This window comes from Ligilactobacillus salivarius DSM 20555 = ATCC 11741, from assembly GCF_001435955.1.
Lineage (GTDB): Bacteria > Bacillota > Bacilli > Lactobacillales > Lactobacillaceae > Ligilactobacillus > Ligilactobacillus salivarius.
On record NZ_AYYT01000008.1, the window covers coordinates 1 to 20,888 of the forward strand.

Consider the following 20,888-nt stretch of genomic DNA (forward strand, 5'->3'; position numbering starts at 1 on the left):
TGTTGGTTCTAGAACTTTACCATCTTCTGTAACGTAAGTTACATCTACATTACCCTTCTGTTTAACCTCTGGAACATAGAGATAAATTACTCGTTGATGCCCTTCTTTAACAGTTCCTTCAGCCGGTGCTGAATCATATCCCATAGTTGTAAACTTATACCCTGAAAATGTTTCTGAAGTAGTTTTATATTTAGTTCCTTGTTCCACATTGTGTAATGGTGTGCCATCTTTTTCCAACACATATGCTTCTGGTTTTAACAATTTTCCGGTGGTTGCATCAATATGAACTACAGATACAGAACCTAAAACATTTTGGGAACTACTTGTAACAGAAGAGTTATTTACATTAATTACGCCCTCTGCCCAATTAGCTGAAAATGGACCTGTGTAACGTTCATTACTTCTTACAATATCTCCTTCGTAATATGCTACGAAAACATCTGTAGTAGCCTGGTCAGCAACTGCTCTTTCACCATTTTTTGCTGGTACTGTTCCTGAATATTCCACTACTATTGGTGAAGATGTTGTTGCATAGTCTCCAATTAAGTCTACTACATAGGCATGTGGCATCACACCAGATTTAACAATTTTATAATCCTTATCTTTAACTAATTCTTTTTCTTTAGCATATCCCATACATACTTGCATATACATTAGCTTGATATACTCTAAAACTATCTTCGTTCAATGAGTATGTACTATTAGAATCATATTTAAAATTCATATCTGTCCAAATTGAATAATTATCACCAGGGACTTCAAATTGAGGATTAATATCCTTTATTACATCTGGTGTTACATAAATTGCCGCCTCAGACATTTTTACCTTATCAGAGTTCACGATTGCATCCCACGTTATATTAGTTGAACCATCTGGATTATCTGTAGTTTTATTAGCTTGAACTGTAATAGTACCTAATTCAGGAGCTTTATCTTTAGCGTCAAAAATAACTTGTAGATCAACAGCTTCTTTTTGACCGTTTGGCAAATCTAATTCAACAATATTTCTATTATCTTTGTTTTTAAAATAGTTACGATTAACAAATGTACCTACATTGATGGTTCCATTATAAATTTTATTTGGATCCATATCAGCTGTAAATGTTGTATAAATTTTTTTAGCATCATAGTCTAACACCATAGTTCCTAATTGTTGTCCATTTGATCCAAAATAAGTTGGTACTTGTCTAGTAACAGAAGTAAATGCATCTGATAATGGTACTACTAAAGTATCACCTTTAACTAATCCTTGACCGGACCAATCAAAAGAAAAGTTTATATCTAAGCCTTCAGACTCTCTAATAACATGTTTATTAACTTTAAAATTACTAATTGTTATCTTATTGTTAGCTAATTGACTTTCAGGAACTGTAGCAGCTGTCGCAACAAGCTTTCTTGCATTTGTAGGAGATTGAGTTAAATTATCATTTTTAACATCTGTATCACTTGATTTTGTACCAGTAGTTTCGTTCGCTGTTTGTTTCTCATTTGTAGGATCTACTGGATTTTCGCTATTTTCTGTAGAGCCACTTTCATTTTGATTCATCGTTGGTGTACTTACTACATTATCACTTCTTACCGCATTATCACCTCTTACCGCAGGAACATCTTCCTTCTGATTTGCAGGAGTTCCTACAGTATTTGATTTAGATAAAGTTACTTCCGTACCAGAAATATCTGTACTACCGCCAGGTTTTGCACTTGTATCTGTTCCTGTACCAGTTTGTGTAAGTCCATCAGCATTAACTGTTGTTGCTCCGCCTAACATCAATCCACCTAAAACGACACTACCAACGATAAATGAAGCAGCACCGCCACCATTTTTCTTTTTTCTAATAGAATACTTTAACTTTCTGTTTAGATTATTTCTTGACATGACTTCTCCCATTCCTTTCTCTAACATATGACCTTTAATTAAAAACAACAACCAATTTTATTCTTCTAATCTAATTCTCTTTTTTCTCTATTTCTATTTTTCTAAAAATAAAGCAAATTTAAAATCTAGTTATCAACTTCCTTTGTTTAATTAACTATGTACATTTTATGAAATATAAAATAAAATTTCAAGATACATTTTCAAAAATCTTTATTAGATTATATAAATTATTACCCTCCCCCCTCCCCCTTAATTTTTTTGGTTTAACACAAATAAAAACCTTATTAAAACAAGATTTAAATCAATTGGATATAACTTTTATATATAAAAAAATAATATATTTTTTAGTATAAAACCAAATAATTAAATTAAATTAATTAATATCTATTTTTTACCGAATAAAAACTCGTACCTGTTTAGTTAATAAAACTTCACAGATACGAGTTTTAGATAAAATACTATTCAGTTTCAATTAATAAATCATTAGCTTTAACAAATTTACTTTCACCAACAAAAATATATTTCATCGCCAAACCTAAAATAATTGGCAATACCACAAACAATGTTGTTAGTAAAATCATACTATCTACTCCAGGATCCATTTGTTCATATGCTGTCATTGGTCCAATCAATCCAGCGAAACCAAATCCTGCACTCATAGGTGTTCCTTGGATTTTGAAGATAGCTCCTAAAGCACCCATAATTCCTGAACTAATTATCACTGGAATGAATAATTTCGGTCTTTCTAACATATTCCCCATTTGAATTTTAGGAGTTCCAATAAAATGAGCAAGGATTGTTCCTAAACTATTAACCGAACTTCCCATAATCGCTAATGTGAAAGCACCAGCTGTAATTCCTAGATTAGCTGAACCAGAGGCAATCCCACTTATTCCAATGGCAGTAGCTATTCCCACTGAACTAATCGGAGATACAATCAGAACTGCAAATGATATTCCCATCAATGTTCCCATCAAAACTGGTTGAAGAATTGTAAAAGTCTTTATCATCGCTCCTACAAATCCTGTTACTAACTTGACATAAGGGAGAGTCATTAATCCTAGTCCACCACCCAGTACTAAGACAAGAACCGGCATCAACAGAACTGTATAATTCTTCAATTTATTTCCAATAACACTAGCAATGATTACTGCAAATGTAATTGTTACGGCGACATTAATTACATCGCCTGTTCCAGCAAGAACATAAGTTGTCCCAGCTTTCTTCACTACACCTGATCCAATTGTTGTAGCTGCTGCAATTGAACTCATTTGAATCATATTCATTTTAAAGAGATATCCCACACAGAATCCAGCCATTGCCGGCAATAGGCTTGCAGCAAAGTTAGTAATATCAATCACCTGACTTGCAATATGTGGCATCACTCCCATCAAAGCTTTCATTAATTGACCAACTAATGCAGAAGGAATTAAAGCTACCACAACGCCCATACTAATACCATTTAAAATATTCATTGTCCCTGTTTTTAAGCTAATCTTTTTATTCATATCCTTTACCTCATTTTATTAAATTTCATGGTCACTTCTTTTCTCTGAAATAATAGCTAATACATCATTTAAACTAATATCAACCATATTTTGAACGGCAACATTAGTATAGAAGCCAACATGCGGTGTCAAAATAACATTATTCATCGCTCTTAATTCTTTTAATTGCTCACTTGGTAATTCTTTACCACGTAAATCAAAATTAAAGAAATTCTCTTCGCCTGTAAGTGTATCTAAAGCTGCTCCTGCTAACTTCTTATTTTTTAAAGCAGCGATTAGAGCATCTGTATCTACAACTGGGCCACGACATTCATTAATTAGAAATGCAGTTGGTTTCATTAATGCCAATTCTTCACTTCCAATTAATCCTTTGGTTGTTTCATTCAAGTCGACATGTAAACTAATAACATCTGATTCTTGTAACACTTCGTTCAATGACTTATAAGTCAAAACCTCATTTAATTCTGGATTTTGCTTGATATCATAAGCAATCACTTTAGCACCTAAAGCATTAAACAATTTAGCTGCAGTACCACCAATTCTACCAGCACCGATTATCCCAATTGTCAAAGTATGGATTTCTTTTCCTTTAAGTCCAATCCATCTAAAATCTTGTTCCTCAGCTCTTTCATCAAACAATTCTAAATTACGAATTAATCGCATGGTATGTGCTAAGGCTAATTCTGCAACTGATCTTGGTGAATATGCAGGTACATTCGTTACTTTCAAACCATTTTCATGAGCTAATTTAACATTAATTACATCATAGCCAGCAGTTCTTGTGGAAATTTGCTTTAATCCTAGGTTCTTCAATTCAGCATATACTTCATTTTCAACTAAACTTCTTTGTTGAATAACAACACCATCAAAACCTTTAAGTTTAGCTACTGTATCAGCATGTAGCTCACCTTCATCAATTCCAACTTCTACATCAGAATGTCGCTCACTCCAATTTTCAATGGCTTCTTTTTCATCTTCACGTACTGACATCATCAAAATTTTTTTCATCTATACTTACCTCGTTTTATTTGCTTTCATCTTCAACATACTTGGCAATTCGAGCCACACCTTTTTTTATTTCTTCCATACTTGTTGCATAGCTTAAACGGATATAGTGTTCTCCACCTTTACCGAAGAAAGAGCCAGCAGTTACTGCTACTTTTGCTTTTTCGGCTAAGTCATAAATAAACTTCTTATCATCTTGTTCTAAACCAGCTGGAATTTTTGCGAAAATATAGAATGCTCCTTGAGGCTTAGCACATTCAAATCCTAATTTAGTTAAGTTTGAATATAGATAATCACGTCTTGCTTGATATTCTTTCTTCATTTCTTGACTATCATTCAAGCCATTTTCAAAGGCTTCTTGGGCTGCATCTTGAGCAATCGCAGTTGTTGTAGTAATTGTAAATTGATGAATCTTAGATAATTCTTTTGTTATCTCTGCAGGTGCTGTCATAATACCAATTCGATACCCTGTCATTGCATGTGACTTTGATACACCATTCAATACAATTGCTTGTTCACGTAAACTTTTAGCTAGTGAAGCATGTTCTTGGTCATAACATAATTCGCTATATATTTCATCGCACAAAGCAAAAATTGGTTTATCACATATAACATCAGCTAGTTCATCCAATTCTTCTTGACTATATGTAACACCAGTTGGATTAGAAGGATAATTTAAGACTACTACTCTGACATCATCGCCATGTTCATCTAACACTTCTTTTAACATGTCAGCTGATAATTTAAATCCATTCTTAGATGTATCAACAAGAATTGGTTCTGCACCTACTAATAAAGCATCTGCAATATATAATGGGAAAATTGGAGTTGGTACTACAACTTTGTCCCCAGGATTCAATACTGAAGTTAAAGCTGTATAAATAGCTTCAGTTGCACCATTTGTTACAATCACTTCATTTTCCGGATTATATTCCAATCCATATCTTTCTTTTAAGAAATTAGCTGCAGCTTTTCTTAAACCAAGTGTTCCATTTGAAGGAGCATAGTGAGAATGGTTGGCTTTAACCCCTGCAATAGCAGCTTCTTTAATATGCTCTGGTGTATTAAAATCCGGTTCCCCTACTGTAAATTTTGTAATATCCGGAATTTTACTACTATATTGAGCAAATGCCAAAATTTCAGATGGCTTAACTAATTCTAATTCTTTCTTCATATATTTTGTTAAATCTACCATATTAAATCTTCCTTTCAAAAAAAGCCCCCGAAGATGTTTAATCCTCGAGGGCTACTATTCTCTAAATTTAGTTATCTTAGGTTAATTAAGATAATTAGCTATCCCTCAGATTAATCTGCGAGATCTAATTATCTGTGCTACAAAATAGCTTTCGCTTAGAACTCACAGGTACAAACATTTAATTCCTGTCCAGTGCTTGTACCCGCATTTCTGTGAATACAATCACTGCTTCCAAAAGCGAAAGTAAAAATAAGAATTATTCAATTTTAGTTGATTTTTAATTTCTGATCTCATAATAAAATCTCCTTAGCAAATTGAATACCTATAATATACTCATGTAAGATTAAAAAGTCAACATTAAAATTAATTATTTTCACATTTAATTTTATAAATCACATCATCCGCCATACACTTATATGTATATTTAATACATAAAAGTGATTAAAAATGAATATTTTTGATTATTTTTACACTTTTTATTGATTTTTATTAAAAATACATGTATAGTGTAGTCAATGAATAGATTATGAATATTTTAATTTTATGAAAAGAGGAATTTACATGGAAAAAGAAAAAGTTGTTTTAGCATATTCTGGCGGTTTAGATACATCAGTTGAAATTGCTTGGTTAAAAAATAAGGGATATGACGTTATCGCATGTTGTATTGATGTAGGCGAAGGTAAAGACTTAGAGGCTATTAAAGAAAAAGGCTTAAAAGTCGGTGCAGTTGAATCAATCGTTATTGATGCTAAGCATGAATTTGCAGAAGAATACGTTCTTCCAGCATTACAAGGTCATGCTTACTATGAAAATAAATATCCTTTAGTATCTGCTTTATCTCGTCCTTTAATTGTAAAGAAACTTGTTGAAGTTGCTAAAGAACATGGTGCAACAGCTATTGCACATGGATGTACTGGTAAAGGAAATGATCAAGTTCGTTTTGAAGTTGGAATCCATGCATTAGTGCCTGAAATGAAAATTGAAGATCCTATCAGAGATTTACATTGGTCTAGAGAAGAAGAAATTGAATACGCTAAAGAAAATGGCATTCCTGTTCCTATTTCTAAGAAGAGTCCATACTCTATCGACGAAAACCTTTGGGGCAGAGCAAATGAATGTGGTATCTTAGAAGATCCATGGCAATCCGCACCTGCTGATGCTTATGACAGAACAGTCGCTCTAGAAGATACTCCTGACACACCTGATGTTATTGAAATTACTTTTGACAAAGGTGTTCCAACTAAGCTAGATGGGGAAGAATTACCACTTGAAGAACTTATCATGAAACTTGATAAATTAGCTGGTAAACATGGCATTGGTAGAATTGACCATGTTGAAAATAGACTTGTTGGTATTAAATCAAGAGAAGTTTATGAATGTCCAGCAGCAACTGTACTTTTAGCTGCACATAAGGATATGGAAGATTTAACTCACGAAAGAGATTTAGCTCATTTCAAACCAATTATCGAACAAAAATTAAGCGAATTAATTTACAACGGTCTTTGGTTCTCACCTTTAATGGACGCTATTCAAGCATTCTTAGCAGAAACTCAAAAAGTTGTTAATGGTGTAGTTAGAGTTAAATTATTCAAAGGCAATGTTATTTGCGAAGGTAGAAAATCCCCTAACTCTCTATATTCTGAAGAATTGGCTACTTATACTTCTGCTGATCAATTCGACCAAGAAGCTGCAGCTGGTTTTATCAAATTATGGGGATTACCAACACAAGTTTATGCTGAAGTTATGCAACAAAATGAGAAAAACAATAAGTAATTAGTAAAGGAGATAATTGATTTATGGCGATTAAAAAAATGTGGGGTGGACGTTTCCAAGAAGGTTCCAGTAAGTTAGTTGATGAATTCGGTGCTTCAATCTCATTTGATAAGCACATGGCTTATGAAGATTTAGAAGGCTCATTAGCACACGTAAAAATGTTGAAACATACTAATATTTTATCTGCTGATGATGCTGATAAAATCATCGCTGGTTTGCATATTTTACAAGACAAATTAGCTAATGGAGAATTAACTTTTTCTACTGAACTAGAAGATATTCATATGAATATGGAGTCTCTTCTAACTCAAGAAATTGGCGATGTTGCTGGAAAGCTTCATACTGCTAGAAGCCGTAATGATCAGGTAGCTACTGACCTACATTTATATTTGAAAAATCGTTTAGAAATCGTGATCGACGAAATTAAAAATCTCCAAAAAGTTATTGTAAAGAAAGCCGAAGAAAATGTTGAAACTGTTATGCCTGGTTATACACATTTGCAACATGCTCAACCTATTTCTTATGGTCATTATCTCATGGCATATTATCAAATGTTCCAAAGAGATATTGAACGTTTCGAATTCAATAAAAAGCATACTAACATTTCACCGTTAGGAGCCGCAGCATTAGCTGGTACAACTTTCCCTATTGATAGAGAATTTACCGCCAAAGAATTAGACTTCGATAATATTTACGCTAATTCTTTAGATGCTGTTTCCGATCGTGATTTTGTCCTAGAATTTCTAAGTAACGCCTCAATTCTCATGATGCACTTATCACGTTTTTGTGAAGAAATTATTCTCTGGTGCTCATACGAATTCGGCTATATTGAATTATCAGATAAATATTCTACTGGTTCTTCAATCATGCCTCAAAAGAAAAATCCTGATATGGCAGAACTTATTCGTGGAAAATCTGGACGCATTTATGGGCATCTAACTGCTCTACTCGCAACTATGAAGAGTTTACCTTTAGCCTACAATAAAGACTTGCAAGAAGATAAAGAAGGAGTCTTTGATGCAGTTAAAACTGTTATTCCTAGTCTAAAGATTTTTGCTGGTATGTTAGATACACTAACTGTTAATAAAGATAAGATGCTACATGCAACTGAACATGATTTTTCTAACGCTACTGAATTAGCTGATTATCTTGCAACTAAGGGTATTCCATTCAGAAAAGCTCATGCTATCGTAGGTCAATTAGTATTTGAAGGAATTGAAAATAATACAACTTTATCAGATATTCCTCTTGAAAAATACAAAGAAATTAACAGCGAAATTGGTGAGGATATTTACCAATTCCTACAATCTAAAGTTGCAGTTCAACGTCGCCATTCACTTGGTGGTACTGGTTTTGATCAAGTAAAACTACAAATTAAAAACGCTAAAAAACAACTTAATTTATAATCTTTTTTCATGAAAAAAGCAGCAAGACGAACTTGCTGCTTTTTATTATAGTTATCTTCTTTTTTCAAACTTAGATAATTGCCCTCTAAATTCGGCACGATATCTCCTAACGTCAGAGGCATCGCTCTTCACATAAGAATCTACCTTTTCATTATGTTCAACTTTATCTAAGCCAATCAATTCTTCTTCACTTGTAACTCTCATCTTAACTAATTTTTTGCAACAAACTACTAAAATCGTAGATAAAATAATTACAAAAACAATTGTACAAATAGTTCCTAAAACTTGAATTAAAAACAAGTGCACCCCACCATATAATAATCCACTCTCAGAAATGTTTGAGTTTATTGCTTTATTCGCAAACACGCCTGTTAAAATCGAACCTAAAATTCCTGAAATTCCATGACATCCAAAGGCATCTAGCGGATCATCATATTTAAGTTTTGGCTTTATTTTTTCTACAAAAATAAAACTTACAATACTGCACAAAACTCCTATTATGATTGCTCCTAAAGTTGAAATATATGCTGCTGCAGGAGTTATCCCAACTAAACCACATAATGCTCCTGTACAAATCCCTACTAACGATGGTTTGGAATGAAATTTAAGATCCAATATCATCCACGCTATTAAGGAAGCACCAGTGGAAACCGTAGTTGTTAAGAAAGCTTGAATGGCCACTTTATCTATTCCTAAAGCTGAACCAACATTAAAACCATACCACCCTATCCAAAGTATACTTGTTCCAAGTAATACCCAAGGTAAATTATAGTGTTCGCTGTTTTCAATATTATATTTAATTCTAGGTCCTAGAAATATAGATAGCACCAATGCAGTTATACCTGCATTAATATGTACAACTGTTCCACCAGCAAAATCCAGCATTCCAATTTTCCCTAATAAACCATCAGGACTCCAAACCATATGTACCATTGGATAATATACAAAAATTGACCATAATGATACAAATAAGATCAAAAAGTTAAATCTCATCCTCCCAACAACAGCTCCAACAAAAAGTGCTGGGGTAATAATCGAAAACATCATTTGAAATACTAGATATGTACCATTATCAATACCTAAACTTTTAGAATACATTTTCGTTAATTCATATCTATTTAGAAAAAAACTATGTCCCCAACCAAATATTCCAAATACATCTTTTCCAAAGCAAATTACATAACCTATAGAAACAAAGAGAAGAATCGCTAAACCACTAATAACAAAAACCGAAAACATAGTATTAACGACATTCTTTTTAGAAACCAATCCTCCATAAAAAAATGCTAAACCAGGAGTCATAAAAAATACCAATATTGTCGAAATGAGAACAAAAGCAGTGTTTGCCTGATTAATCATAAAAAGCCCTCCTATACCTTTGATGTCAAAAATTATAACATCAAAATAAGTAAAATCAACTTTATTTTTAGATATATGTAACTTTTTATGACATAAAACATTAAAATTATTCTATTCTTTTCCTTATTTTCTATTTAAGTAATTTAACTTTTAAAATTCATTTTTCCTAAGTATAATATAAAGTAATAATTACTGATTAGAAATTAGGTGAGACTATGGAAATTTCGGAAAAAGCCCCTGCCAAACTTAATCTAAGTCTTGATACCCCTTTCCGTCATCAAGATGGTGAGCCCGAATGGCGTATGGTTATGACAGCAATCGACTTATCTGATTATGTTCACATTAAAACTATTCCTAACAGCAAAGAGATAACTGTACAAACTAATACCGGCTTTTTACCTTGTGATCAACGAAATTTAGCTTACCAAGCAGCAAAGCTTCTGCAATCTAAATTGGACAAACCAGAAGGCGTGGAAATAGAGATTGATAAACATATCCCTGTTTCTGCAGGTATGGGTGGTGGATCTGCCGATGCGGCTGCAGTTTTAAGAGGTTTAAATAAAATTTGGAATTTAAATATGTCACGTGAGGAGTTAGCAAAATTAGCTCTTACAATCGACTCTGATGTTCCATTTTGTGTATATAGCGAACCTGCCTTAGTAACTGGACGTGGTGAAAAAATCACTCCAATAGGTCCACTTCCACCAATGTGGTTAGTCATTGCTAAACCTCAAGCTAGTGTTTCAACTCCTACAATATTGCGACAAATTCATGAACAACACTTAAATCATCAAGAAGTTCAAAATGTTGTGTCCGCAATTAAGCAACAAAATTTTGATAAAATGTGTCGCCATATGGGGAATGCATTGGAACCCATTACCATGAAAAAGTGCCCTGACATTATTAAAATCAAAGACAAAATGTTACAATTTGGAGCTGATGCTGCTCAGATGAGTGGTTCTGGTCCAACTGTCTTTGGTATTTCTCAAAAAAAATCCCGTGCTACTCACATTTATAATAGTTTACGTGGTTTTTGTAAGGAAGTTTATCTTGTCAGAGCATTAGACTCGTTAACGACAAAATAAATAGGTTTGGCATCTTCGCCAAACCTATTTATTTGCTATTATTTCAAGTCATCATCCATATGTTCATAGATCATTTTATAAACAATTTCTGCATCTTCTTCATTTTTACTGAATACAACTACTGTATCATTTCCCGCCAAGGTTCCTGCAATCTCAGCTAACTCTAGGTCATCTAACTTCGCAGCTAAAATATTTGCGTAACTTGAATTTACAGTTGTTCTAATTAAATTAATAAAGTTTATTCGTTGGATTCCTAATACATTATCATTAATTTCTTGAAATAGACGTTCGTAATTTTTTTCTCCCTCTACCTTCATTTGCTTATAATATGTATTTCCATTTTGGTCACTTACTTTTACAATATTCAAAATTCTCATATCTCTTGAAATTGTAGCTTGTGTAACCTCAACTCCTTCAGCACGCAATAATTGTTGCAATTGCTCTTGAGTTGTTATCTTATTATCAGCAAAAAGTTGCTCCATTAATTCTCTTCTAGCTATTCTATTCACTTTGACACCACTTTCCTTCCTGCAAATTAAGTGTTAGTAATTATTAGTCAAATTTTCTCAAATATTCTGATAACTTCTCTAAACCTTGTTGTAGAATCTTAGGATTACAACAGTATCCTAATCTTGCATGTTGTGGTCTATCAAATGCAGTTCCCGGAACTAACAAAACACCTTTTTCTCTCAACAAATCTTCACAAAATGAATAATCATCTTGGGGAATATCTAGCTTTATAAATGATGTAGAAACTGAATGTGGTGTGCACCAACTTACTCGAGGCTCTGTTTTTAACCAATTTTCTACTATTTCTAAGTTATTCTTGACGATTTCTTCATTCCTTTGCAGAATTTTATCCCTATTTCTCAGTGCATGGACTGCCAAAACATCATTTAATACACCACCACAAATAACTATGTAATCACGGAACTTTCTAAATATATCCGCTACTTCTTTATTTGATGCTGTCCAACCTATTCTTAATCCAGGTAAAGAAAATGTCTTTGATAAAGAGTTTGTAGCAATCCCCTTATCATACATATCAACTATCGAAGTAAATTTTCTATCTTTGTCTAAAGGCATGTATACTTCATCAACTAATATATACGCATCTACTTCTTTAGCAATTTTTACAACTTCTTCCATAAAATCAGTGTCAAACACTGTTCCAGTCGGATTATTGGCATTGTTTAAGCAGATTAATTTAGTTTTAGGAGTTACCAATTCCTTCAATTCATCTATTTTAAAACTCCAGTCTTGTTTCTCATCCAAGTTCAACAATTTCACCTTAGCTCCTAAAGAGCGAGGAATATCATATAATTGTTGATATGAAGGAATCATCGAAATCACTTCATCCCCAGCTTCAACTAAAGCATATATTGCTAACATGTTAGCACCAGTTGCACCATTAGTCTGCAAAATATTATCGGCGGGCATATTTTGATATAGTTCTGCTACTAATTCTTTAAATTCAGGTGATCCTTCAATCCAACCATAATTTAATTTATCAGTACTATGTTGAGCAAAAAAATCCTCCACCTTTGTACCATCTAAACCAATTAATTCTTCTAATGTTAAAGAATCAATTGAACTTTGAGATATATCATATTTAGCACTTTTTTCCCACTTATTTAACCAGGCTTCTACACCAAATTCAGGAAGGTTCATCTTACATCCCCCTTATTTTTCTTTTTCCCACAATATTTGTTCTATTTCCTTTAAAACTTTCTCATCGCTATGCAAACCTGAATGACTTGTATCTTCAAAAGTCATCTGGCTATAATAGGCCCATTTAGGATTTACTATTTTCTGAAGAAATTCTGATTGTACATGTGGTACCGAACCATCAGTATTCTCATTTTTTATCTCACCTAGGAAATTATAGAACTTTATCTTCGCTCTAAGTCTCAAATACTTAGTTTGCGCTACTAATTTTTGATAATTTCCATCAGTTGAGTGAATTTTCTTAGCTTTTTTATAACTAATATCATCAAAGCTCTCCTCTACTGGAACACCTAATAATATTACTCGAGAAAACTTTATTTCTTTTTGAAGTTTACTAGATCCAGCTAAGGCATGCAACCAAGCACTACCACCCCAAGAATGGGCTATTACATTCATTTTATTTATATGATATTTATCATGTAAAATTAGCATTACATTAGTTAACCATTTTGTTTGTGGTCGGTAACTAGCAGTATAATTCCAATCAAACAAAACTTGTATCATCGTATTTTTCTTATTTTTTACAGTTCCATGTACTTTTACTTTTCCTGTTGGGCTAACATGAATTGTCATTGTTTTTTGTGCAACATTTTCATCTTGATATGTATCTATCATACGATTATATGTCCACTTATTTCCTGCCCAACCTGGAATCAATAAAGTTGGTGTATCACTATAATTTATATCATTGAGTAACTTATCTTCTCTCAATGGTTTGTTTTTACTAGGTAATAGACTTGTAATTTGAAATCCTACTAATACAAGTAAAATAATCAATACTATCTTTAAAATTATTTTTTTCACACCCCATCACCCGCATTTGTTCTGTAAAAAAGGCTGGGATAAAATCCCAACCCTATTATTTATCAATATTCTCTATCTCTTTTTTGGATGTCATCTTAACCAAAATTCAACTCAATGTTCTTAGTCAAAATATCGGTATAACTATAAGATACTCTTTCAACTGCATTTTCATCATGATTTAACTCGATTATAAAAACCGAAGGAAAAGTTTCACGCAAGACACCATGTTTAGTTTTTGACTTCTTACGTCCAAGTCGTGAGGTTATAGTTAGTGGTTCACCAATTTTGCCATCCAACTTAGCCTTAATGCTTGTTATTGTAATTGGCATATGTCCACCTCTTTGAAAGATAGTATACCATAGCCAATCAAAATAATCAATTTTATCACATTTTAGTTTTAGACTCAAGCTATTATTTTAATTAATCCCCATTTTTTCTAGAGCATCTGATAAATTTATAAAGTCAGCTACTGTTAATTTTTCAGCTCTTATAGATTGCTTAATATCTGCAACTTCCAAAGCTTGTAACATTTTTTCTTTAGTTTCAGAATCTTTTCCGTAAAGGCTTTGAAGATTATTCCATAAGCTCTTTCTTCTATGCATAAAGCTACCCTTAACTAATTTCTTAAAATGTTTTTCATCCTGTGGTTCTTTAGGCTTAACTTTCTTTTTATTCAAAACAATAATTGCAGAATCCACATTGGGTTGTGGTACAAAGACTGTCTTAGGAACAATAAATGCAATTTCTGAATCCATTTCATATTGAACCGCAACAGATAAAGAACCATATGCCTTTGTCCCAGGATTTGCAGCTAATCTTTCAGCTACTTCTTTTTGCATCATTACTACAATTGTTTCAAATTCAATTCCTGAATCTAATAAGTGCATCAAAATAGGTGTAGTAATGTAATATGGCAAATTAGCGACTAATTTCAACTTATGACCAGGTTCAAAATGTTCAGCTATCAAAGCCTCCAAGTCTGCTTTTAAAATATCTTGATGGATTACTTCAACATTTTCATATGGCGATAAAGTATCTGCCAAAACTGGTAGTAATCTATCATCAATTTCCAATGCCATAACTTTGTTAGCTCTTTTTGCTAATTGCTCTGTTAAAGCCCCAATTCCTGGTCCAATTTCAATTACATTATCTTCCTCACTGACTTCTGCTGCAGCTACAATATTTTTTAAAATATTAATATCTGTTAGAAAGTTCTGACCTAAACTCTTTTTAAACGTCAATCCATATGTTTCCATAATTGCTCTTGTACGTGTTGGATTAGCAATTTCAGGTAATTCGTTTGCCATTATTTCACCTCTTAATAGTTATCTTCATTCTTTATATATTCTAGTGCTTTTTTAAACTCATCTGGTGTTATTTGGAATAATTTCAAGCGCTTATACAATTGTTTCCCATTTGTATAGCCTATTCTTAAATATTCACCTAATCTTCTGCGATATTCTTTAGCTTGTGGTCCAGATGTTAATCCCGCTACTGCTAAATCTTCCCTTGAGATTAGTGGTTCTCCATCAGGTACTTCTGTATATAGATGGGCAAGCGCCTCTCTTATCGCTTCAGGACTAGCATGTTCTACACCTAAACTACCTTTATGACTAGGAGCTGCATCATGCTTTGTCAAAAATGCATGTTTTACTCCTGGTACAGCTTCTGTAATTATCTTACGTATCTTTTCTCCAGAAAAATCAGGATCTGTAAAAACAATTACTCCACGTTTATCATATAAATCTTCAATTTGATCTAAAGTTTCGTCACTTATTGCCGATCCTCTTGTTTCTAAAGTATCAGCATTAACTGCCATTTGAATTCGTTTTGTATCATCTTTTCCTTCAACAACAATTACTTCTTTTATCTTCATTTTGTCGTTCTCATTCATTAATCTTTAAAACTCTTTCTGTATTTTTTCTTGTTATTTCAGCTAATTCTTCACTTGAAATTTCTCTTTTTTCTGCAATAAATTCAAGTGTATATCTTGTCATCGCTGGTTCATTCATTCTATTTCTATATGGCATTGGAGTTAAGTAAGGTGCATCAGTTTCAACTAACATATGCTCCAATGGTGTCATCATCATTGATTCTTGAACTCCCTTAGCACTCTTGAAAGTTACTACTCCACTATATGACAATTCCATACCTAAGTCCAAGAATTTCTCAGCCCAAGTGGTATCACCATTAAAACTGTGCATAATTCCGCCATTTTTTTGAATATTCATATTCTTTAAAATTGCATAACAATCTTCAAATGCATCGCGATTATGCACACTTATTGGTAATTTAAGCTCTTGGGCCAAAGCTATTTGCTTTTCAAATACTTCATGTTGTACTTTTTTAGGGGAATCATGGTAATAATCCAAACCTATTTCTCCCACAGCAACAAACTTTTCTAATTCCAAATATTTTCTTAATTCTTGTTCATACTCTGCATTGTAATTTAATGCATCTTCAGGATGACATCCTACTGCACCATAAATATGAGGATATTCTTGAATAATTTCTTGTAATTTTTTTCTACTATCGTCATCATATCCAATAACCAACATTTTAGTGACATCAAGTGCCTTGGCTCTTTCTATTACGTCAGGAATATCATTATCAAATTCATGTGAATTAATATGTGTATGCGAATCAAATATTTCCACTTTAAATTCCTCTCATAGTCTTCTATTTTACTTCTACAATCTTAACACACTTTTTTATTTACTAGCATTATTTTCAGCAGACAAAAAAACACTAACTTGTAAATTAAATTACAAATTAGTGTTTCTTGAATCATTATCCTACTAATGAACCATTTGGAATATTTTCTGAAACTGTAATTAATTGAACTGTTTCACCAAATTCTGCTGACAACAACATTCCTTGGCTAACTTCGCATCTCATCTTACGAGGCTTCAAGTTAGTTACAGCAATAACTTTCTTTCCAACTAGTTCTTCTGGATTTGGATACCATTGAGCAATTCCAGAAAGAATTTGTCGGTCACCTTCATCGCCTGCATCCAATCTGAATTTCAAAAGCTTATCAGCACCTTCAACTTTAGACACTTCTTTAATTTCAGCAACTTTCAATTCAACTTTATCAAACTTATCAAATTTGATTTCGTCTTTAGTCAAAACTAAAGTTGTATTTTCAGGATCCCAGTTTTCTTTAGCTTTTTCAGCCATAGCTTTACGACCCTTAGCCTTTTCATTCTTAGTCATCTTAGACTTAATATATTCCTGTTCTTCTTCTACATCTAAACGTGGGAAGATAGGAGTCCCTTTAGCTACTACTTGTGCACCTGCAGGTAGGTCAAAGTATGAAACACCTTGAATTGCCATATCATCACTATTTAAGCCTAATTGTGCAAAAATTTCCTTAGGTGTGTGAGTCATGACAGGTTGAATCAAGATTGCAACTAAACGTAATGAAGCTGCTAAGTGAGCTAACACACTATCTAATTCATCCTTCTTAGTTTCATCCTTAGCTAAAATCCAAGGTTCTGTTTCATCAATATATTTATTAGAACGAGCAACTAATTTCCAAACCTCGTCTAAAGCATTGGAGAAATGAACACTATCCATTTGTTCTTCAAAATTCTTGATAGTATTAGCAGCCACGTCTTCTAAATCTTTATCAAAAGCAGTTACTCCAGATTTCAATTCAGGGATTTGACCACCACGGTACTTGTTAATCATCGCAACTGTACGATTTAATAAGTTACCTAAGTCATTAGCTAAATCAAAATTAATCTTACCGATAAAGTCTTCAGGTGTAAATACACCATCGTTTCCAAAAGGAACGGCTCTCATTAAGTAGTAGCGCAATGCATCTAAACCATAACGTTCAACTATCATTTCTGGATAGACAACATTTCCCTTAGATTTTGACATTTTGCCGTCACGCATTAATAACCAACCATGACCAATAATATGTTTTGGTAAAGGTAAATCTAAAGCCATTAAAATGATTGGCCAGTAAATAGTGTGGAAACGAACGATTTCTTTACCTACCATGTGGACATCTGCAGGCCAGTATTTCTTAAATAGACTATCATCGTCACCAGTTTCATATCCTAAAGCAGTAATATAGTTACATAAAGCATCAATCCATACATAAACTACGTGCTCTGGATTAGAAGGAACTTTAACACCCCAATTGAAACTTGTACGAGTTAGAGCCAAGTCTTCAAGTCCTGGTTTAATGAAGTTGTTTAACATTTCATTCTTTCTAGTATCAGGAATTATAAAATCTGGATGTTCTTCATAGTATTTTACTAATCTATCAGCATATTTACTCATCTTAAAGAAGTAGCAATCTTCTTCAACAAGTTGCACTTCATGTCCAGATGGAGCCTTACCACCAATCATGTTTCCATCTTCATCACGGTAAACTTCTGCTAATTGTGATTCTGTGAAATATTCTTCATCAGATACTGAATACCATCCACGATATTTACCTAAGTAGATATCGCCTTTTGCCAATAATTTTTCAAAGATATTTTGAACAGCTTTTTCATGATAATCATCAGTTGTACGGATAAACTTATCATTTGTTATTTCTAGCTTTTTCCAAAGTTCTTTAATATCAGCAGCCATCTTATCTACGTATTCTTGTGGTTGCATTCCTAATGCTTGAGCCTTTTGCTCAATTTTTAATCCATGTTCATCTGTACCTGTTAAAAAGAATACGTCGTAACCTTGAAGTCGTTTGTAACGTGCTAACACATCACAAGCGATTGTTGTATATGAATTTCCGATGTGCAATTTACCAGATGGATAGTAAATTGGAGTTGTAATATAAAATGTTGGTTTTTCACCCATAGACGAATCAACTCTCCTTATTAATTTATCTCAATTAGATCTAAAAATATTTGCTAGATTTAGTATAGCATATAAACCCTTGATTTTAGTTAGTTAATCTTAATTAACGCTTTAAATATTCAATCCCAATTGAATCTAAGAAGTCTGTTACTTTCATATTATAATATTCAACAAATTTCTTAGCGGAATCTTTGCCTGGATCAGCCAAGACAAATGAATTTTGCCCATCATTTTTCCATTGACCAACGTAAGCTGACTTAAATGTTAAATTATCATCTAATGGAGAATGAACAATATTAAATAATTGGCGAACTTGCAATCTCATTTGTCTTTCACTTAAAACAACTGATAAAGTGGCAAATTCTGTCATATTCATTGGTACCATTCCCAATTTACTCAATTCATCATCAAAAGCTTTAAATAACTTAACAACTGTTCTTCGAATTGCAAAAGCAGAATCCAAACTTCTTTCAATTAAAATTTCGTATAATCTTTGCGCAGCTTCGAATGAAATTGGATAAAGTTCCATTAATTTATCCTTAACAGAGTCTTGCTCATCTTTAAAGAATAATAAGGTATCAAGTAAGGTTAAAATTCTTAAAACCATCCACTGATCACGTTCTCCTTGTTCTGGTTTTAAAACTGAAAGAACACCTTTAAAATATAATTCTTTAATTTCATCTGTCATCATTCCAAGTTCTGCTTGTTCACGATAGACATAGTCATGCATTACAATATCGTACAATTCCAATCCTGTTGCCATGAACTTAGTATCTAAGTCTTTCTTTTTAGTTGTTAAATTAAATGAAATTTGTGGTGCTCCATTAAACATGTGTAAAAAGTGAAGTAATTCATGGGCTACAGTATAGTCAGGACGTGTCATATCATATATATCAATCATCAACTGTCCACCACGTAAATATTGTTGAGCCTGGTCATGGCGAACATATCCTAATTTAGAATCTTTTTTTACATTAATTCCTACACCTTCAGGAAAAATTGCCTCAACTTTCTTCATTAAACTTTTAGTAGCTTTACTGAAGTTAATTTCTTCTGTCATTATTTCCCCTCATTTCTTAAATTATCCAAAATTTCTTTAGCTGTACTCATATCTCGCTTATTTAACTTTTCTAATTTAGATACAACTAATGGTATTTCTTTTTCAGTTGCCCCAATTGAACTTACCAATGATTTCAACTGTAGACGCATATGTCCCTTTTGAATTCCTTCTGTTACCAAAGCATATAATGCAGCCAAATTTTGACCTAACCCTACTGATGCAACAACTTTTTCTAATTCAATTGCATTCTCTATTTCTAACAATTTATGGTTAACCTTTACTAAAGGAACAATCCCTATTGATCCCCCAACAGATCCAAGTGGTAGTGGTAAAGTAATTTCACCATGCAATGTGTCTCCAATAACTTTCCAAGTGCTTAAGCCACGATAGCTACCATCTTTGGCAGCATATGCATGAGCTCCAGCTTCAATTGCACGCCAATCATTACCACTCGCGATAACTACTCCATCAATTCCATTCATGATCCCCTTATTATGTGTTGTAGCACGATACGGATCGATTTGTGCAATATAGCTTGCTTGAGCAATTTTCTCAGCAATCTTTTCTCCTGACATTCCATTTTTAGCCAATGAAGCAACTGGCATATCACATATAGCCGTTGCTAGACATTCAGTTGCATAATTAGATAGGATACTCATAACTACATCTTGTTCATACTTCTCTCTAATCGTAGCTGCAATTGCTTCAAGCATTGTATTTAACATATTAGCACCCATAGCTTCTTGAACATCTACTGCTAAATCTATCGAGACAATATTCTTATCTAATTTACGCACTCTTATCCATTTTGCTCCTCCGCCACGTCTAACAATAGAGGGATGAGCCTGGTTGGCGATTTCTAACAATTCAGCTTCATTTTCTAAAATATCATCTTCGAATTTATCAACATCTTCAATTTTTTCAACAATGACTTGTCCTAGCATCAATCTTTGCTTTACAGATGCTTTAAATCCTCCCGACTTTTTTACAATACCTGCCCCATGGCTACTTGCTGCTATCACGGAAGGTTCTTCAGTTACCATAGGAATCAAATATTCTTTACCATTAATCACATAATTTAAAGCCAATCCTTCTGGCAATAAATACTGTGTTATAAAATTCTCAATTTGAGTCTCTCCTAGACTAACATCTATCGCTTGTGACTTTAATCTATCAATATCTTCCTGTAACAAAATTTCTTGTTTTTCAAGTATCTCAAGTCGTTCAGACCAACTTTTTTTATAATATTTTTTAAAACCTTCCATCTTTTT

The 20,888-nt window shown here is 33.0% G+C and carries 19 protein-coding genes; 3 read left to right on the forward strand and 16 right to left on the reverse strand.

Translation table 11 applies throughout. The features are described from left to right. The 5 genes from FC55_RS05075 to FC55_RS05095 all read right to left on the reverse strand — a co-directional run. Window positions 1-654: MucBP domain-containing protein (locus FC55_RS05075; RefSeq protein ID WP_191979889.1), on the reverse strand; the 654-nt coding region annotated here is incomplete at its 3' end. Beyond that, on the reverse strand, window positions 623-1,927 hold the full coding sequence (locus FC55_RS05080) for an Ig-like domain-containing protein (RefSeq protein WP_035149576.1): 1,305 nt from the start codon (window positions 1,925-1,927) through the stop codon (window positions 623-625). The genes FC55_RS05075 and FC55_RS05080, both read right to left, overlap by 32 nt. A gap of 407 nt (window positions 1,928-2,334) precedes the next feature. Further along, the gene (locus FC55_RS05085; protein WP_003699657.1) at window positions 2,335-3,384 is read right to left on the reverse strand and encodes a PTS sugar transporter subunit IIC; all 1,050 of its coding nucleotides are present in this window, start codon (window positions 3,382-3,384) and stop codon (window positions 2,335-2,337) included. A gap of 18 nt (window positions 3,385-3,402) precedes the next feature. Next, window positions 3,403-4,392, reverse strand: a complete 990-nt coding sequence (locus FC55_RS05090; RefSeq protein ID WP_003699658.1) for a D-2-hydroxyacid dehydrogenase — start codon at window positions 4,390-4,392, stop codon at window positions 3,403-3,405. Window positions 4,393-4,408: 16 nt separating this feature from the next. Continuing rightward, window positions 4,409-5,584 carry an aminotransferase class I/II-fold pyridoxal phosphate-dependent enzyme gene (locus FC55_RS05095; RefSeq protein ID WP_003699659.1) on the reverse strand — a complete coding sequence of 392 codons (1,176 nt, stop codon included), beginning with the start codon at window positions 5,582-5,584 and terminating at the stop codon, window positions 4,409-4,411. 561 nt (window positions 5,585-6,145) lie between these two features. On the opposite strand from FC55_RS05095, the gene FC55_RS05100 reads away from it, so the two are divergent. Further along, entirely contained in the window at window positions 6,146-7,357 is a 1,212-nt protein-coding gene (locus FC55_RS05100; protein ID WP_003709272.1) for an argininosuccinate synthase, read from the forward strand. Between the two features lie 23 nt (window positions 7,358-7,380). Continuing rightward, entirely contained in the window at window positions 7,381-8,763 is a 1,383-nt protein-coding gene (gene argH, locus FC55_RS05105) for an argininosuccinate lyase (protein WP_003699661.1), read from the forward strand. Between the two features lie 51 nt (window positions 8,764-8,814). Here the strand turns inward: argH and FC55_RS05110 are convergent, their stop codons facing one another. Beyond that, window positions 8,815-10,122: an ammonium transporter gene (locus tag FC55_RS05110; protein ID WP_003699662.1), complete on the reverse strand. Its 1,308-nt coding sequence runs from the start codon at window positions 10,120-10,122 to the stop codon at window positions 8,815-8,817. A 215-nt stretch (window positions 10,123-10,337) separates the two neighbouring features. Between FC55_RS05110 and ispE the strand changes: the two genes are divergently transcribed. After that, the gene (ispE, locus tag FC55_RS05115; RefSeq protein ID WP_003699663.1) at window positions 10,338-11,207 is read left to right on the forward strand and encodes a 4-(cytidine 5'-diphospho)-2-C-methyl-D-erythritol kinase; all 870 of its coding nucleotides are present in this window, start codon (window positions 10,338-10,340) and stop codon (window positions 11,205-11,207) included. 38 nt (window positions 11,208-11,245) lie between these two features. Here the strand turns inward: ispE and FC55_RS05120 are convergent, their stop codons facing one another. The 10 genes from FC55_RS05120 to FC55_RS05165 form a co-directional block, all read right to left on the reverse strand. Further along, a complete protein-coding gene (locus FC55_RS05120) occupies window positions 11,246-11,716 on the reverse strand; it encodes an arginine repressor (RefSeq protein WP_003702207.1) in 471 nt (156 codons plus the stop codon). Window positions 11,717-11,759: 43 nt separating this feature from the next. Next, window positions 11,760-12,878 carry an aminotransferase gene (locus FC55_RS05125; protein ID WP_003699665.1) on the reverse strand — a complete coding sequence of 373 codons (1,119 nt, stop codon included), beginning with the start codon at window positions 12,876-12,878 and terminating at the stop codon, window positions 11,760-11,762. 12 nt (window positions 12,879-12,890) lie between these two features. Beyond that, window positions 12,891-13,739, reverse strand: a complete 849-nt coding sequence (locus FC55_RS05130; protein ID WP_003699666.1) for an alpha/beta hydrolase — start codon at window positions 13,737-13,739, stop codon at window positions 12,891-12,893. A gap of 95 nt (window positions 13,740-13,834) precedes the next feature. After that, window positions 13,835-14,068, reverse strand: coding sequence for a Veg family protein (locus tag FC55_RS05135; RefSeq protein ID WP_003704867.1), 234 nt, complete (start codon window positions 14,066-14,068; stop codon window positions 13,835-13,837). Window positions 14,069-14,155: 87 nt separating this feature from the next. After that, on the reverse strand, window positions 14,156-15,046 hold the full coding sequence (gene rsmA, locus FC55_RS05140; protein WP_003699668.1) for a 16S rRNA (adenine(1518)-N(6)/adenine(1519)-N(6))-dimethyltransferase RsmA: 891 nt from the start codon (window positions 15,044-15,046) through the stop codon (window positions 14,156-14,158). Window positions 15,047-15,057: 11 nt separating this feature from the next. Then, on the reverse strand, window positions 15,058-15,615 hold the full coding sequence (gene rnmV, locus FC55_RS05145; protein WP_080767637.1) for a ribonuclease M5: 558 nt from the start codon (window positions 15,613-15,615) through the stop codon (window positions 15,058-15,060). 10 nt (window positions 15,616-15,625) lie between these two features. After that, entirely contained in the window at window positions 15,626-16,396 is a 771-nt protein-coding gene (locus tag FC55_RS05150) for a TatD family hydrolase (RefSeq protein ID WP_003699670.1), read from the reverse strand. A gap of 133 nt (window positions 16,397-16,529) precedes the next feature. Continuing rightward, complete coding sequence (gene metG, locus FC55_RS05155) at window positions 16,530-18,557, reverse strand: methionine--tRNA ligase (protein WP_003699671.1); 2,028 nt, start codon at window positions 18,555-18,557, stop codon at window positions 16,530-16,532. A 103-nt stretch (window positions 18,558-18,660) separates the two neighbouring features. Then, a complete protein-coding gene (locus tag FC55_RS05160; RefSeq protein ID WP_003699672.1) occupies window positions 18,661-19,617 on the reverse strand; it encodes a hypothetical protein in 957 nt (318 codons plus the stop codon). Next, the gene (locus FC55_RS05165) at window positions 19,617-20,882 is read right to left on the reverse strand and encodes a hydroxymethylglutaryl-CoA reductase, degradative (protein ID WP_003699673.1); all 1,266 of its coding nucleotides are present in this window, start codon (window positions 20,880-20,882) and stop codon (window positions 19,617-19,619) included. Before FC55_RS05165 ends, FC55_RS05160 begins: the two co-directional genes overlap by 1 nt. Window positions 20,883-20,888 lie beyond the last annotated feature (6 nt).

Excerpts from the sequence above, each read along its gene's own strand:
- ispE (WP_003699663.1), top strand. The coding sequence starts at position 10,338 with ATGGAAATTTCGGAAAAAGCCCCTGCCAAACTTAATCTAAGTCTTGAT.
- argH (WP_003699661.1), top strand. The coding sequence starts at position 7,381 with ATGGCGATTAAAAAAATGTGGGGTGGACGTTTCCAAGAAGGTTCCAGT.
- FC55_RS05165 (WP_003699673.1), bottom strand. The coding sequence starts at position 20,882 with ATGGAAGGTTTTAAAAAATATTATAAAAAAAGTTGGTCTGAACGACTT.
- metG (WP_003699671.1), bottom strand. The coding sequence starts at position 18,557 with ATGGGTGAAAAACCAACATTTTATATTACAACTCCAATTTACTATCCA.
- FC55_RS05095 (WP_003699659.1), bottom strand. The coding sequence starts at position 5,584 with ATGGTAGATTTAACAAAATATATGAAGAAAGAATTAGAATTAGTTAAG.
- FC55_RS05125 (WP_003699665.1), bottom strand. The coding sequence starts at position 12,878 with ATGAACCTTCCTGAATTTGGTGTAGAAGCCTGGTTAAATAAGTGGGAA.
- rnmV (WP_080767637.1), bottom strand. The coding sequence starts at position 15,615 with ATGAAGATAAAAGAAGTAATTGTTGTTGAAGGAAAAGATGATACAAAA.
- FC55_RS05135 (WP_003704867.1), bottom strand. The coding sequence starts at position 14,068 with ATGCCAATTACAATAACAAGCATTAAGGCTAAGTTGGATGGCAAAATT.
- FC55_RS05100 (WP_003709272.1), top strand. The coding sequence starts at position 6,146 with ATGGAAAAAGAAAAAGTTGTTTTAGCATATTCTGGCGGTTTAGATACA.
- FC55_RS05110 (WP_003699662.1), bottom strand. The coding sequence starts at position 10,122 with ATGATTAATCAGGCAAACACTGCTTTTGTTCTCATTTCGACAATATTG.
- rsmA (WP_003699668.1), bottom strand. The coding sequence starts at position 15,046 with ATGGCAAACGAATTACCTGAAATTGCTAATCCAACACGTACAAGAGCA.
- FC55_RS05090 (WP_003699658.1), bottom strand. The coding sequence starts at position 4,392 with ATGAAAAAAATTTTGATGATGTCAGTACGTGAAGATGAAAAAGAAGCC.
- FC55_RS05160 (WP_003699672.1), bottom strand. The coding sequence starts at position 19,617 with ATGACAGAAGAAATTAACTTCAGTAAAGCTACTAAAAGTTTAATGAAG.
- FC55_RS05085 (WP_003699657.1), bottom strand. The coding sequence starts at position 3,384 with ATGAATAAAAAGATTAGCTTAAAAACAGGGACAATGAATATTTTAAAT.